This is a genomic window from Akkermansia massiliensis (assembly GCF_023516715.1).
Taxonomy (GTDB): Bacteria; Verrucomicrobiota; Verrucomicrobiia; order Verrucomicrobiales; family Akkermansiaceae; genus Akkermansia; species Akkermansia massiliensis.
In genome coordinates this window covers 992,901-1,007,025 of sequence record NZ_JAMGSI010000002.1, presented here as the reverse complement: position 1 = coordinate 1,007,025, position 14,125 = coordinate 992,901, and the positions used below count along the sequence as shown (strand labels likewise).

16 protein-coding genes are annotated in these 14,125 nt (G+C 57.2%); 4 read left to right on the top strand and 12 right to left on the bottom strand.

Annotation, left to right across the window (positions count from 1 at the left end; all coding sequences use genetic code 11):
- Positions 1-37: 37 nt before the first annotated feature.
- The 7 genes from M8N44_RS11915 to M8N44_RS11885 form a co-directional block, all read right to left on the bottom strand.
- Positions 38-691: a hypothetical protein gene (locus M8N44_RS11915; protein WP_102749396.1), complete on the bottom strand. Its 654-nt coding sequence runs from the start codon at positions 689-691 to the stop codon at positions 38-40.
- A gap of 247 nt (positions 692-938) precedes the next feature.
- Complete coding sequence (locus M8N44_RS11910) at positions 939-1,373, bottom strand: ExbD/TolR family protein (RefSeq protein ID WP_219723317.1); 435 nt, start codon at positions 1,371-1,373, stop codon at positions 939-941.
- Positions 1,374-1,408: 35 nt separating this feature from the next.
- Entirely contained in the window at positions 1,409-1,915 is a 507-nt protein-coding gene (locus M8N44_RS11905; protein ID WP_102729037.1) for an ExbD/TolR family protein, read from the bottom strand.
- 78 nt (positions 1,916-1,993) lie between these two features.
- Positions 1,994-2,785 carry a MotA/TolQ/ExbB proton channel family protein gene (locus M8N44_RS11900; RefSeq protein WP_022397596.1) on the bottom strand — a complete coding sequence of 264 codons (792 nt, stop codon included), beginning with the start codon at positions 2,783-2,785 and terminating at the stop codon, positions 1,994-1,996.
- 93 nt (positions 2,786-2,878) lie between these two features.
- A complete protein-coding gene (nth, locus tag M8N44_RS11895) occupies positions 2,879-3,517 on the bottom strand; it encodes an endonuclease III (RefSeq protein ID WP_022397597.1) in 639 nt (212 codons plus the stop codon).
- Between the two features lie 96 nt (positions 3,518-3,613).
- Positions 3,614-4,285 (bottom strand): 3D domain-containing protein, encoded by a 672-nt coding sequence (locus M8N44_RS11890; protein WP_240454353.1) that lies wholly within the window; start codon positions 4,283-4,285, stop codon positions 3,614-3,616.
- Positions 4,286-4,673: 388 nt separating this feature from the next.
- Positions 4,674-5,144 carry a hypothetical protein gene (locus M8N44_RS11885; protein ID WP_146020130.1) on the bottom strand — a complete coding sequence of 157 codons (471 nt, stop codon included), beginning with the start codon at positions 5,142-5,144 and terminating at the stop codon, positions 4,674-4,676.
- A 243-nt stretch (positions 5,145-5,387) separates the two neighbouring features.
- Between M8N44_RS11885 and M8N44_RS11880 the strand changes: the two genes are divergently transcribed.
- From M8N44_RS11880 to M8N44_RS11870, 3 genes are all read left to right on the top strand, one after another.
- Entirely contained in the window at positions 5,388-6,359 is a 972-nt protein-coding gene (locus M8N44_RS11880; protein WP_022397600.1) for a uracil-DNA glycosylase, read from the top strand.
- A gap of 3 nt (positions 6,360-6,362) precedes the next feature.
- Entirely contained in the window at positions 6,363-7,148 is a 786-nt protein-coding gene (locus M8N44_RS11875; RefSeq protein ID WP_022397601.1) for a beta/alpha barrel domain-containing protein, read from the top strand.
- Positions 7,149-7,295: 147 nt separating this feature from the next.
- Positions 7,296-9,677 carry a heavy metal translocating P-type ATPase gene (locus M8N44_RS11870; protein ID WP_180976202.1) on the top strand — a complete coding sequence of 794 codons (2,382 nt, stop codon included), beginning with the start codon at positions 7,296-7,298 and terminating at the stop codon, positions 9,675-9,677.
- Here M8N44_RS11870 and M8N44_RS11865 read toward each other — a convergent pair.
- From M8N44_RS11865 to rpsN, 5 genes are all read right to left on the bottom strand, one after another.
- Positions 9,672-10,028 carry a YraN family protein gene (locus M8N44_RS11865; RefSeq protein ID WP_102722848.1) on the bottom strand — a complete coding sequence of 119 codons (357 nt, stop codon included), beginning with the start codon at positions 10,026-10,028 and terminating at the stop codon, positions 9,672-9,674. The two genes, M8N44_RS11870 and M8N44_RS11865, sit on opposite strands and share 6 nt — an antisense overlap.
- A gap of 28 nt (positions 10,029-10,056) precedes the next feature.
- The gene (locus tag M8N44_RS11860; RefSeq protein WP_249853113.1) at positions 10,057-10,671 is read right to left on the bottom strand and encodes a ribonuclease HII; all 615 of its coding nucleotides are present in this window, start codon (positions 10,669-10,671) and stop codon (positions 10,057-10,059) included.
- Positions 10,672-10,699: 28 nt separating this feature from the next.
- Positions 10,700-12,112, bottom strand: coding sequence for a hemolysin family protein (locus M8N44_RS11855; protein WP_102729032.1), 1,413 nt, complete (start codon positions 12,110-12,112; stop codon positions 10,700-10,702).
- 54 nt (positions 12,113-12,166) lie between these two features.
- Positions 12,167-12,427 (bottom strand): FmdB family zinc ribbon protein, encoded by a 261-nt coding sequence (locus M8N44_RS11850; RefSeq protein WP_012419609.1) that lies wholly within the window; start codon positions 12,425-12,427, stop codon positions 12,167-12,169.
- Between the two features lie 72 nt (positions 12,428-12,499).
- Complete coding sequence (gene rpsN, locus M8N44_RS11845) at positions 12,500-12,769, bottom strand: 30S ribosomal protein S14 (RefSeq protein ID WP_022397607.1); 270 nt, start codon at positions 12,767-12,769, stop codon at positions 12,500-12,502.
- A 339-nt stretch (positions 12,770-13,108) separates the two neighbouring features.
- Between rpsN and M8N44_RS11840 the strand changes: the two genes are divergently transcribed.
- Positions 13,109-14,122, top strand: a complete 1,014-nt coding sequence (locus M8N44_RS11840; protein ID WP_102722845.1) for a hypothetical protein — start codon at positions 13,109-13,111, stop codon at positions 14,120-14,122.
- Positions 14,123-14,125 lie beyond the last annotated feature (3 nt).

Sequence of the window (14,125 nt, the reverse complement as noted above, 5' to 3'; positions counted from 1 at the left end):
GCAAATTCCGGCCATTAACGAAATGAACGCCCCTCTCTCAACTATCCTTGAAAGTTTTCAGGACCACTGAGTCCATCCCGGCTCTCATCAAAACATCCATGACAGCTGCGGCGCGCTGATTGGGAACATCTCCAGCCACCATTAACTGAACCACTACCCTGCCTCCCGCCCTCCCCGCGCTCCGCTTTTTGTTTTTCAGCCACTCGACGATAACCCCCAGGCTCCCTTTCTCCTCCACCAGAGGATAAAAAAGGCCATTCCCGTTACCGTAAAAGAGAGCATGCGGAAGAAGAAAAATGGAAGCGGACGGCATTGATGAAACCGTCCCGCTCTGCGGCCTTTCAGGAATGCCTGGAACTGCTGCAACAGGAGGTCCGGAAAAACGAACCCTCTTCACATTGCATTCTGCGGCAACCTGTATAACTTCGCGGGAATCCGTGAAGAGAGCCCTCCGGTCACCGCGCAGATAGAGGAAAGGCTCCTTACAGCCCTTTGCCCTCAGCTGTTCTGCCTGCTTCTTGATATGTTTCTTTAGTTCTTCCGGGGAATGGAGAGGCTCATGGGAGCCGGATCCCCAGCGGATACTGGAATCAATACCTTCCGGACGCCTGTCCTCCTTTTTGCCATACACATTAATCACGATGTTGCCGAAGGAGGACCTGATTTCTCCGGAATGTTCATCTTCCTGCATCTGAAGGCCTTCCTCTCCCCGCCGCGCACTACATCCTGCCGTCTCGGAAACCGGGATGCTGCGGCAGGCGCCCGATTCCTGAGACGCCTTCAACGGTAATGCCTGAACGGCGTTCGAGAAGACGATCAGGATTGCCCCCCACCGGGCTACATGATTTGACCGGACCATAAGAAAAAAAGACAGCGGGCCACTTCCACACTCTTGCAGGGAAGCCGAACATCAATAACACGGTCCATCCGTGAATGGCTTAGTCGTCCTTGAGGTCGGTCAGGGCCACCGTGGTAATTCCTGCTTCTGTCAAAGCGTTCATGACGTCAATGACGCGCTGGTGGGGAACATCGCCCTCCACCCACAACTGAACTACCGGCTTGGTGCCTACGGCGCTGGCTTCCTGTTTCTTGGCTTCCAGCTGCTGCACGAGGGTCGCCAGGTTATGGTTGTTCATGTCATTGTCAATCATCAGGCTGTTGTCCTTGCCCCAGTAAATGGTGCCGTCCTTGATGATGCGGATCAGCGCCGGTTCAATCTGGGAGGCGGTATCGCTCACGGATTGCCCCGGCATGGACATGTCCAGCTTGCGTTCCTGAATCAGGGAGGTCGCCACAATGAAGTAAATCAACAGAAGGAAGCACACGTCGATGAGGGAGGAAATATCCAGCTTGGGATCTTCATCCTCAACCATCTCCAATTTTTTATGTCTTGCCATAGCGCGTAATGTTATTCGGCCTTGTTTGCAGCAGAGGAATTTTTAGCAGGCAATACGGCAAAGATCACCTTGACCACGCCACATTCCGCAGCCACGCGAATCACTTCCCGGGAGCCCTTGAACAGGGCCTTCTGGTCGCCGCGCAGATACAGGCGGGTTTCAAAGTCCTGCTTGTCCTTGAAGCGTTCCGCAAGGTTTTTGATATATTCCTTCAGTTCATCCGGAGAGTTGAGCGGCGCACTGACATCGGAAGCCCAGCGAACGTTGGGGTCCATGCCGGCGGGACGCTTTCCATCCCCTTCACCGTACACATTCACCACGATACAGCCGTTGGCGGATTTCACTTCACCGGAACTGCTGGCCGTGGGCATTTGAATGTTCTTATCCTTTTTAACGGTAATGGCCGTAGCGTTCACCACGAAGAAGATCAACAGGAGGAAAACCATGTCGATCATGGGGGACATATCCATTTCCCCGCTCTCTTCGTCGGCCGCTACATTGGCTTTTTTCTTACCCATAAGCTACATTTGGTTGAGATTCTCCGGCCCGGCTCCGCCTGGGCGGAAACTTCCGGACCGGACCGTCTTTCCCGGCGATCAGGCCAGGCCTTCGGGAATGCGGGCAAGCTGGGCTTCGGCGTTCACCACGTTGATGGAGGTGTTCACCATTTCCTGCACGGTGCCTACGCATTCGGCAATATGGGCGTTGGCGATGCCCTTCTGGAAGAAGAAGAACGGCGTGGCGATAATGGCGTTGATCAAGCCCCAGAAGGTCGTCAGAAGAGCCACGGAGATGTCACCGGCAAGCTGGGTGGGGTCTGCCTGTCCGGCGCTTGACAGCGTGCCGAACGCGCCCACCATCCCCTGCACCGTACCGAAGAGGCCGAGCATGGGGGAAATCTGCGCGCAAAGGGCCAGCATGTTAATCCATTTGAATACGGAACGGCTTTCATTGGCCGTAAAGTCGGCTACGGCGTCTTCAATGGCGTCCTTGCCAAGGTCTTCCGGACGGGTGGCGTCCACATTCGGCAGGGCATACGCAACCAGGCGGCCCAGATAGGTGGGGCTGCCGGCTGCCACTTCAATGGCAGAGCGGATGCGGCATTCGGCCATCAGCTGCAGCAGGGTGACCTTGAGGTCTTCCGGACAGAATTTTTCCTTTTTCAGAGCCACCATGTTGTAGATTACCAGGAAAACGATGAAGGCTTCCACCAGCATAATCGGGATCATGGTCCAACCACCGGCGATGATCCATTTGTCAAGCATGGTCTGTTCCTGCGGAACAGCGGCTTCGGCAGCTTCCTGAGCAAAGGCGGATGTAGAAAACGCGGCCATCAGGACGGAAGCAAATGCGGCGAAACGGAAACCCAGTCTAAAAAGGTTCTTCATAATTTAAGTTATATGGTTGTTCGAAAAGATACTGGTGTATTAAAGCATGCAAATTCAGACTTGCAAGCATTCATTTCGGGCCCTGGCAAAAATTCAGACACCCGCGGAACCGTCTTCCCGGGCCAGCCGGCTGCAGATCGGACAGCGCCCTCCGCAACCCCGCGCAGAGCAGTATTCACGCCCGTACAAGACGATGCGCAAATGAAGATCTCCCCATGAATTTTCAGGGAAAAGGCTTTTCAAGTCACGTTCCACGGCTTCCACCGTTTTCCCCTTGCTCAGCCCCCACAGCCGGGAAAGGCGGAAAATGTGCGTATCCACCGGAAAGGCAGGAACGCCGAAGGCCTGAGTCATGACGACGGAGGCCGTTTTATGCCCTACCCCAGGAAGGGATTCCAGGGCCGCAAAGTCGCAGGGAACCTGCCCCTGGTATTTTTCCACCAGGATGCGGCTGAGGTTCACGATGGCGGACGCCTTCCTTTCCGAGAGGCCGCAGGGCCGCACGATTTCCCGGACCGCTTCCACATCCTGCCGGGCCATTTCCTCCGGGGTGGAAGCCAGGGCGAACAGGGCCGGGGTCACCAGGTTTACGCGCTTGTCCGTGCACTGGGCGGACAGAAGAACCGCCACCAGCAGGGTGTAGGCGTCGCGGTGCGCCAGGGGGATGGGAGGGTTCCCATACAGGGACATGAGTTCCTCCCGGACAATGGAAGCCCGTTTTTTCGTATCCATGCCGCCAGATTACCATCCTGCACGCACGCCGGAAAATAAAAAAGCGCCGCCATGTGATGAATGGCGGCGCCCGGGTTAAAGGGTTCAGGAATCCGGTCAGTCAGCCTTGGCGTAAAGCCCCTTGGACACGCGGTGCTGCAGGGCCGCATACATGGCGCGGCAGTGCCTATAGCCGCGGCGGCTGCCGAGCACTTCCAGACTGTTGGCGGGGTCTCCCCAGCGGACGATGGTCAGTTCCACATAGCGGCGGCCCCATTCCTTCATCAGCTTCTTGTTAGGCTGGTAAATGTCAATGGTTCCGGTGCCGACCAGGGCGCTCCCGTAATCGTCAACGACGTAGAGATAGGGCTGCCCCTTGATGCGGAAGGTTGTTCCCAGAGGGTAAACGGACCAGTCCGCAGCGGCGCTGCGCACGGAAGAAGTGTATTTCAGCGTCGTGCCAACGGCATTCCGGGGTCCGTAGGCCAGATGGTCACGTTCGGAATGGGTATAAGCCGTGGTGCGTACTACACGGGTGCGCTGGGCGGGGTGGTAAAACGGCATCTTGTGTTTGTCGCGCCCCAGTTTGGGGAGCTTGGAAGAAGGCACTGCCGAACGGCTCGGCGCCAGGGGCTGAACAAATCCCTGGGCATTTTCACCTACACGGGCCAAAACAAGGGCGTCACTACTGGATTTCCCCATGCCGGTTACAGCTCCGTTTGTCGAGCAACTGCTGACAAACATGGCCGCGACGGCACAAGACAGGGTGGCAATTATTCTTAAATTCATGCGGTATGAGGTTAGGCGCCATACACATGGCAGTCACTCCGGCAGAACCTTCAGGCCATGTGCGGAAGCCGAAAAATCGGCAACGGCGGCTCTTGGGTACGAAATAATTTCTGCCTTGGCAATCCTTTTTTTTCACCGACCCCCTTCCAAACAAGGAAAACCTATTAATATAAAACGCTAAAAATAAGCAATATATAAAACATGCCGCATTTTTGTCATATCATGACAAATAATATACTTCACGAAACATCTTTTTCTATCACATCACGACACACTTTTTTATTTTTAATACATCTTGCTTACTATAAATATGATATAAGAGAAAATCGACCTCAATCCTTCAAAAGATTCCCTAAAAAAGTTCAATGGGCCAAATTCCGGAAGGCCGTCATGGATGGAAAAATCGCGTCTCCCCTTGAACGAATTTCCCTTTGCTGTTCAGGCTTCCACGTGAATTTTTCCTTTCCCGTTTCCTTATCTGCGCCCTTCCTGCTTCCCAATATGCCGCAATGCAGGGTTCGGGAAGAGGTTGGGAAGAACATTTCCCGGCAATAAGGATTCGGGACACGGGATTTTTACCGGGGCATGCTCCGGCCATGGGAAAGCTATAGAAAAAAAGGCATGCAGGCCTGATTGAAAAAACATCCCGTAACCCGTCTTGCAGCAGTTTTTCAAATTCTGGAGAAACTTCCATGCCAAGAAAAAGAAAGATGCGGGGAACAGCCCGCTCTGCGCAGGAAAGGAATCCTTCCGTTTTCTCCTGTAATTTTTCCGGAGCGGGAACCGGAAAAGCCCGGTTGGACGGAAAACGAAGCTTCAACCCTGAAGAGCAGGGAAAGCCGGAAGGCGAACGAATCAATTCCCTGCCTCCTGTAAAACGGTCCCGGAACAAGCATGCCCGCTTGCAGGCGGGCATTGCCCCGTTGAACGGCATTCATGGACAAGAGGGGGGGAAATTTCATAGCCGCCCTTCCTTTTTTCTCTTTCCCCTCTTTCCTGCGACGCTCTTCAGATGACGCCAAGCCTCCTGCTCCCGGCGGCCGGGCGCACACCCAATGGGCAGTTGCATCCCTCCGGAAATAGATTACACTCCGGAACGAACATGTCTGCCGGCCTGCCCCAACACCTCACGCTGGACTACCTGCGCGCCCTGTTATCCCGGGGCGTGGAGAAGGCTGCCGTCACGGAGGAGGCCAGAACGGTCTTGAGGAAATGGGTCATGGACGCACGGCGGATCGCCAGGGGGGAAATCCCCTCTTCCGTTTCCGCCCCCTCTGTTTCCGGAGAAACGCAGCCGCCGCCGGAAATTCCAGGCCAGCCGCCGGACTCCGTGGATGAAGTTTCCTTCGGCAACGAACTCCGGGACATCCTCAACGGAGTACAGCCGGGCAGAACGGAGGAGGAAGCCACGCTGCCCCGCCATATTTCCTTTGCCCTGGAAGGTGAAACGGAGGAAGAGAAACTGTCCTCCCTCCGGGAACTGGTCGTCAACTGGCCGCCGCTTCGGAATATGGAGTCCCTGCGGGACACGCCCGTCTTTTCCTCCGGCAGTCCCAGGGCGGACATCATGATGGTCACGGACGCCCCCGGCCTGTATGAAGAAAAGCAGGGCGTTCCCCTGGCCGGCCCCTCCGGACAGAAGCTGGACGCCATGCTGAAAGCCATGGGGCTTTCCCGTACGGACATTTACCTGACCCATCTGGTCAAGTACCGCCCCGCCCTCCCCCGCCAGCTTACCAACAACCGGCCTCCCACGGACCGGGAGATAGAGGTATCCCTCCCCATTCTCCGGGAGGAAATCATGCTGGTGCGCCCGAAAGTGGTGGTAGCCCTGGGCGCCATCGCGGCCAGGGGCATCCTCCAATCCGGAGAGACGCCGCTTTCCGCCCTGAGGGGGACGTTCCACACGGCTTTCGACACGCCTGTGCGCGTTACTTACAATCCCAGCTACCTCCTCCGCACGGAGGATATTTCAGAAAAACGAAAGGTTTGGGAGGACATGCTGTGCGTCATGGAACAGGCCGGCCTTCCCATTTCCGAAAAGCAACGTTCCTATTTCCTGCCCAAAAAGTAACATATGGATTATTTAAACAGCATTCTGGAGCGCAAACGCGCCGACTTGAAAAAAATCCTTCCCCTGGAAGGGAAATTGCGGGCCTCCGCCATCCAGAGGAATGACTATGCGGGATTCCGCACCGCGGTGGACCTTGGGGAAAACCGTCTTTCCGTCGTCCCGGAAATGTCCAGGGTCCATCCCGTCCTCAACCTCCGGGAGTCAAACCAGGACCTCCGCCACCTGTACGGCATGTTCATCCAGGGCGGCGCGCAGGGCATTTCCATCGCCGTGGAACCGGAGGTATACGGCGGTTCCTGGGACATGGTTTCCACCATTTCCAGAATCAGCACTGTCCCCGTCATGGCGCGCGACGTTTTCATCCATCCCGCCATGATCTGCCAGGCCATCGTCTCGGGAGCGGACGCCGTCAACCTGGTGGCGGCCGCCCTGCCGGAAAAGGACCTGGAAGACCTGTACCGCATGGCCTCCGGGCTGGGACTGGACGTGATGATGGAAGTCCATACCCTGAATGAGCTTGAAACCGCCATGGATCTGGAAGCGGAATTCGTCTGCATCAACAATGCGGATCCGCATACCCTCCAGGCCAATCCGGCGGTTACGGAAAAACTCATTGAAGAAATTCCCGCCTCCGTCACCGTCCTGGCCGCAGGAGGCATCCGCACCGTGGAAGACGCGCGCCGCATGCTGGACGCCGGAGCCAACGGCGTCATTCTTCAGGACGAACTGGCCCGCATGGATATTCCCCAAGATTTCATGGAAGCCATTCTGGCGCTCAGGGCGGAATGATTTTTCCTCCTGCACTATATATAATAGACAGGAGCAATCTGTGCCCGCATGGAGAAATGCGGGCTTGAAGCCGCTTCCGCGGTTTTTCCAATCATGGCTGTCCCGGAACGGAAAGGGTCCCGGAATTGTCTCACTTTCCGTATGGACATGACCAACAGCCCGCATGCCCGGCATGGAGCTTCCGGACACACGGACCCCGTCTGCGGAGCGCAAGTCGGGGAAGATACTCCCTGGAAGGCCGGCTATCAGGGGAAAACCTATTTTTTCTGCAGCCGTTCCTGCCGGGATAAATTCACGGCAGCGCCGGAAGAAGCTCTTGCCCACCCTCCGGACGCCGGACACGGCATGGACATGAAGGGCATGGACATGCCCATGCACCACCATGAAGACATGGACCATTCCTCTGCCATGGAGTCTGCGGCCGCCGCTCCCGGTACGGTGTACACCTGTCCCATGCACCCTCAAATCCGGCAGGATCATCCCGGAGCATGCCCCATCTGCGGCATGACGCTTGAACCACTGCTCCCTTCCGCAAACGCCCGGGACGATACGGAGCTGAATGACTTCCGCAGGCGTTTTTATTTTTCCCTGCCTTTCGTCGTCCTGATCTTCATTATTTCCATGGGCGGCCATCTTGCGCGCTGGATGAACGCCGGAGTCCAGAACTGGGTGGAACTGTTCCTGGCCATCCCCGTGGTCCTGTGGGCGGGAGAGCCGCTCCTGGTCCGGGGATGGGATTCCATCAAGACCCGCAATCCCAACATGTGGACGCTGATCGGCGCCGGAACCTCCATCGCCTTTCTGTACAGCCTGGCCGCTACCATCGTGCCCGGCTGGTTTCCCCCCGTTTTTACCCATGACGGGCATGTTCCCGTTTATTATGAGGCGGCGGCCATCATCATTTCCCTCAGCCTTCTGGGCCAGGTGCTGGAACTGAAAGCCAGATCCCGTACGGCGGAAGCCATCAGGGCCCTGATGAATCTGGCCCCCGCCACCGCCCATCTGGTACTCCCCAACGGGGTGGAAAGCGACATTCCCCTGAAGGACGTGCAGACCGGCGACGTGCTGAGAGTGAAACCGGGAGAAAAGATTCCGGTAGACGGCGTCCTGAAGGATGGGGGAAGCGATGTAGACGAGTCCATGCTGACCGGAGAACCCATTCCCGTCTCCCACGTTCCCGGCGACAAGCTGATCGGCGCCACGCTGAACACCACAGGCACCTTCACCATGACGGCGCAGAACGTGGGGAATGACACCGTCCTGGCGCGTATCGTCAACCTGGTGGCCCAGGCCCAGCGGACCAAGGCCCCCATGCAGAGGCTGGCGGACAAGGTGGCGCGCTACTTTGTGCTTGCGGTGGTGCTCATTGCCGTTCTCACGTTTTTCGCCTGGGGATTCTGGGGGCCGCAGCCATCCTGGCCGCACGGGCTGGTGAACGCCGTCGCCGTCCTGATCGTAGCCTGCCCCTGCGCGCTTGGCCTAGCTACTCCCATGTCCATGATGGTGGCTTCCGGAAAGGCGGCCTCCCTGGGCATCCTTTTCCGGGACGCGGCCGCTCTGGAAACCATGCACAAGGTCAATATCCTGGTGATGGACAAGACAGGCACCCTCACGGAAGGCAGGCCATCCCTGGTCAACGTAACCACGGGGAACAACGTGAATATGGACGCGCTGCTCGCCCGGTGCGCCTCTCTGGAGCAGAACAGCGAACACCCCATCGCGCACGCCTTCCTCCAGAAGGCGGCGGAGGAAAAGCTCACCCTGTCGCCCATTGAGGATTTCCAGTCCTTCCCGGGCGGCGGCGTGGCCGGGACTTTCCAGGGCAGCAAGGTTTGCGTAGGCACCGCAGACATGATGCAGAAGCGGGGCGTAGACATCTCCTCCCTGGCTCCGTGGGTGGAAGAACAGCGGAGACAGGGCCGCGTTACTGTCTTTGCCGCGGTGGACGGCCAGGCGGCGGGAGCCTTCTCCCTGGCGGATAAAATCCGGGAAAACACGCGCCAGGCCCTGGCGGACCTTACTGCGCGCGGCATCCGCATCATCATTGCCTCCGGGGACGCGCCCGCGACGGTGGAAGCCGTGGCGAGGGAGCTGGGCATTTCCGAATTCCACGGAGGAATGACACCGGCGGACAAGCAGGCGCTCATCGCCTCCCTGAAAAGCGGGAACGCCGTGGTCGCCATGGCGGGGGACGGCGTTAACGACGCTCCCGCACTGGCGGAAGCGGATGTGGGCATCGCCATGGGAACGGGATCGGACGTAGCCATGCAGAGCTGCGGCGTCACGCTGGTGAAGGGGAACCTGCTGGTGATTTCCAAGGCTTTCGCCCTTTCCACCGCCACCGTGAAAAACATGAAATCCAACCTGGGTTTCGCCTTCGTGTACAACGCTCTGGGAATCCCCATAGCCGCCGGCATCCTCTATCCCTTCTGGGGCATCCTGCTTTCTCCCGTCATTGCGGCAGGGGCCATGTGCCTGAGCTCCGTATCCGTCATTCTGAACGCCCTGCGCCTGCGGCGCTTTTCATGAAGCGGGCAAATCCTTCTCCCTGAACGCTCCGCGTATATGCCTGAATTCCGGGGGCTTCCCCTCCCGGTACAGGACTTCCACAATATCGTAACGGGAGGGAACCGGTTCCGGAAGCTGGCGGAGCCATTCCGCCGCTCCCCGCCGTATCAGCGCCCTTTTGCGGGCGTCCACGGCGCGGCGGGCTCCCCCGTAACTGTTTCCCGTACGGGTTTTCACTTCCACAAAAACCAGGCAGTTCCCGTCCCGGCACACGAGGTCCAGTTCCCCGCCCCTGACGGGACGCCAATTCCTCCTTAAAACGGAAAACCCTTCCCCACGCAGGAAAGAGGCCGCTGCCAGTTCCCCGTACATTCCCAGCCATGCCGTATCCCGCTCCTTCCTATTCAGGAATGGACAGTTCCATTTGTGAAACCGGCGCAAACGAGCGGCGATGAAGCGGACAGGGCCCATGCCTCCGCAGGGCTTCCATGTGGGCTTTCGTGCCATATCCCTTGTGTTTTGCAAAACCGTACTGCGGATAGGAGGCATCCGCCTCCGTCATCATGCGGTCCCTCGTCACCTTGGCCAGCACGCTGGCGGCGGCAATGGAAAGGCTCCTGCCGTCTCCCTTCACGATAGCGCGGTGCGGAACGGGAAGCCCCTTGACGGGCAAGCCGTCCACCAGGCAGAAATCCGCATGCGGGGCCAGTCCTTCCACGGCGCGCGCCATGGCCAGATGAGTGGCTCTCAGGATGTTGAGACGGTCTATTTCCTCCACGGAAGCCATTCCCACGGAGCAGGCCACCTGTTCGCAATCCAGCAGAGCCAGGAATAGGCGTTCCCTCTTAGCCGCGGTCAATTGCTTGGAATCATTCAACCCGGACAGTTCCTCCGGCAGTTCAGGCAGAATGACGGCCCCGGCCACCACGGGGCCGGCCAAAGGGCCGCGGCCGGCTTCATCCACCCCGGCCACATAAAGAAAACCGGAGGAACGGGCCTCCCTTTCAAAACTCATATCCGGGTGTGACTTTTCCGTCATGGCCTCATTCCTCCTCCTGTTCTTCCGGAAGGCGGGTCAGCAGAATCTGCGTGATTCTTCTGCCGTCCGACCCCGTCACTACGGCCCGGTAGCGGCCAATCTTCAATTCCTCCCCTTCTTCCGGAATGTAACCCAGCCGGCTGATCACGTAACCGCCCAGGGTGGTGACGCCCGGGCAATCCAGGTCCATTTCAGGCAGGTAATCCGCCAAGTCAAACAGGGTAACGGCTCCGTTCACGGCATACGTATCCTTGCCGGTCTTGACGAATTCCCGCATTTCCTCCTGGTCAAACTCATCCTGAATGTCGTCCCCCACGATCTGTTCCAGCACATCGTCCAGGAACACCAGGCCGATGGAATCACCAAACTCATCCACCACCAGGGCAAAATGGGCATGCTCTTTCAGGAAGAACGTCAGAAGGCTGTCCAGAGGCATCGTATCCGGCACCACGCGCAACTCACGCCGCACGCTTCTAAGGTCCGGATTTTCCTGCCCTACCAGCTTGAGCAGATCCTTGACGTGCACCCAGCCCTTCACCTCGTCCAGATGGTCGCCCTCCACCAGGGGGAAACGGGTATGGCGGGACTTCCGGGCAAGTTCCCAGTTCTCCTCAAAGGGAGCCGTCAAATCCATCACGTCCACTTCGGAACGCGGCGTCATCACGTCCTTGACGCACATGTCGTTCAGTTCAAGGGCATTCTTGGAGATCTCCGCCTCCTGCTTCGTCAGCTCTCGGGAACGTTCGCTTTCCTCCACCAGGTACATCAGTTCATCCGTGCTGTGAACCGTGCAGGCCGTGGAGCGGGGATCGATACCCAGCAGGTACTTCAGCACAAACCGGGCAATTCCGTCCGTCAGGCCAAGAATGCCCGTATATTTGAACACCGTGTAAAAGAAATGCAGCAGGGGGACCGTCGCCAGAGCGGCCCTGTCCGGATGGCGCACCGCCATGGCCTTGGGAATAAACTCCCCAAAAATAACCTGGCAGCAGGCAAAGAAAATAAACGTAACGGCCAGGGCAATGCCGTAAACGGGAACCTTACCGCCCAGCCCCAGGGAAACAAGGAAGGGAGCCGTCAGCTCCGCCACGAAAAACGTGCCCAAAAATCCCAGCGCCAGAGAAGAAAGGGTAATGCCCGCCTGGCAGGCGGCCAAATACAGGTCAAGGTGCTTGACCGCCTTCCGTGCCCGGGCCAGCTTCCTACGGGTACGCGCCGGAACGCCATCCCCGGCGTGCAGCTGGCTTTCGCGAACCTTCATCAGGGCGAACTCGGCCGCCACAAAAAACGCGTTCAGCAGTAAAAAAAGGATAAAGCCGGCAATCGCCAGCGTCATTCCACCCAGCGCCGGAACAGCGCCGGGCGCTTCAGCGGCCCCGAAGGCCGCAAGAATACTCAGAGGGTCCGGATCATTCATTCTGTTTCAAGTAGTATACGGGAAAGGAGGCCGGAATATTTCCCGGCTTTTGTGTTACAGTTTTTCATAAACGCCCTTGTCCCGGCGCTCCAGCACGGTGAACCCGGCTGCCTTGGCGTCGGAAACGGAAAGGGGCTTGGTCACCTCCGGCACATTGATCCGGCTGATGACCTTGCGCACCGGGTGCTTGCACACCAGGCACTTTTCAAGCGGCGCACGGTCCACCGGCCGCCGCAATTCAAAACCGCGGCGGCACACCGGGCAGGACTGGCCGGGGTCGTCAGGGTTTTCGGAAATATACTCGTATATGGGCATAGTAAAACGCTAGGCTAAATAAAAATCAGCCTAGCGTCAAAATCTTTATAAGGCTGCAACCTTTCCCAGCCCTTACCAGCTGGACTTGGTCACACCGGGGATCATGCCGGCGTTGGCCAGTTCGCGGAAGGAAATACGGGAAAGCTTGAAACGGCGGATAAATGCGCGGCGGCGGCCGGAAACAAGGCAGCGGTTGACCGTACGGGTCGGGCTTGCATTGCGGGGCAGCATGGTTAAACCGATATAATCCTTCTCAGCCTTCAATTGCGTACGCAGTTCCGCGTAGCGCTTGACGGTGTCAGCCTTTTTCTTGTCTCTTGCGATCCAGCTCTTCTTAGCCATAAGTTCGGCGGAATAAGTAGAGGGCCGGGGATGAAAAATCAAGCGCTTTTTTTCAATTTCATCAAATTCAAGCCGTTTTCAATGTCATCCGTCCTTTTTGGCAGCTTCCGCACATCGGCTTAAACGCCTGTTTCTTCCGCAAGCGGCACCATCAGGAAAAGCCTCACAGGCGTTTCCGGCGGAACAGAAGCAGTCGATTATTTAACTCTTCCTAATCATTTCTTCCCCGGCGGAACGGGATCATATCTGCAAGGCATCAGCATAAAATGGGAATTCCCTTGACTTCAATCGTATTTTTGGAAAACTTTTTCAAGAATGTTGTTGAAAAACAAGGTTGTTATGAAGATCTGCGTCTTTGGCGCACTTCTTGCATGCCCCTGCCGTGTGACGGCGGAAGAGGAGGGACCCATGCAAGGTCTGAAGATTGAATCGAAAACGCATAAGTATTCCGCGGATTACCACATCGCCAAGGAAGAAGGACAGAATCCGGACGAGGACGAGGATAAAAAAAGGACCTGCGTGGGCATGGGCGAGAAGGTTACCTTGACGTTGACGGGAAAGAAGGCGCTCATTGGAGAAGATGAGGACATCAGGTGGAGCCTGGCGGACGGGGCGCATTTGGGCAGCTTTGAGGGAATAACTGATGGAAAGCGTAAAGTAACATTGTCCATCAATGAGGATTTGGGTCCGAAGACCGTCGGAAACAACCATACGATCAAAGTCTGGGCATATGGTTCAAAAACGCAGCAGATGCCCGATAAACCGCTCAAACTGGAAGTGTGCATCCCTACCCACATCACCGGGAAGCACAGGAAAAAGGAAGGAGGCGGCAGGGGAATGATTGCGGACGCTGAAAAATTTCCCGGTTTTCCCACGGATGAGGCACAGGACCGGGGCAAACCCGGAGCTTCCGCCCAGCTGGAATTGACGATCCATCCCACGAAAGTCAATTTCCAGAATATCCATGTGATTGAAAAAGACGCGGACGCCAGCGACAAAACTTTTCCTCCCCTGGGAGGCAGGCACCGGCCCGGAGAAACATGGTCCCAGATTGATCCCGGCAACAGGGTCATTGACACCATAGCATGGAAAAAGACGATGAATGAGGTGAAAGCCGGATTGAGTCCGGATGCCCCGGAACAGAAATGGGATTGGGCATGTAAACGTTACGTGCAGTCTATTCTGCACCGGGATGTTTACATGCTCAATACCGTGACGCAAAGCTTCAAGGTCCGGTGGACGGACCCCAGGACCAGAAAAGCCGTCCATGCATGGATTTCCAAATTTGAATGCCAGGTGGAACGCGACTCCCAGCAGGGAACCCATGCGTTTTCCCCGCAAGACAACAAATAATGA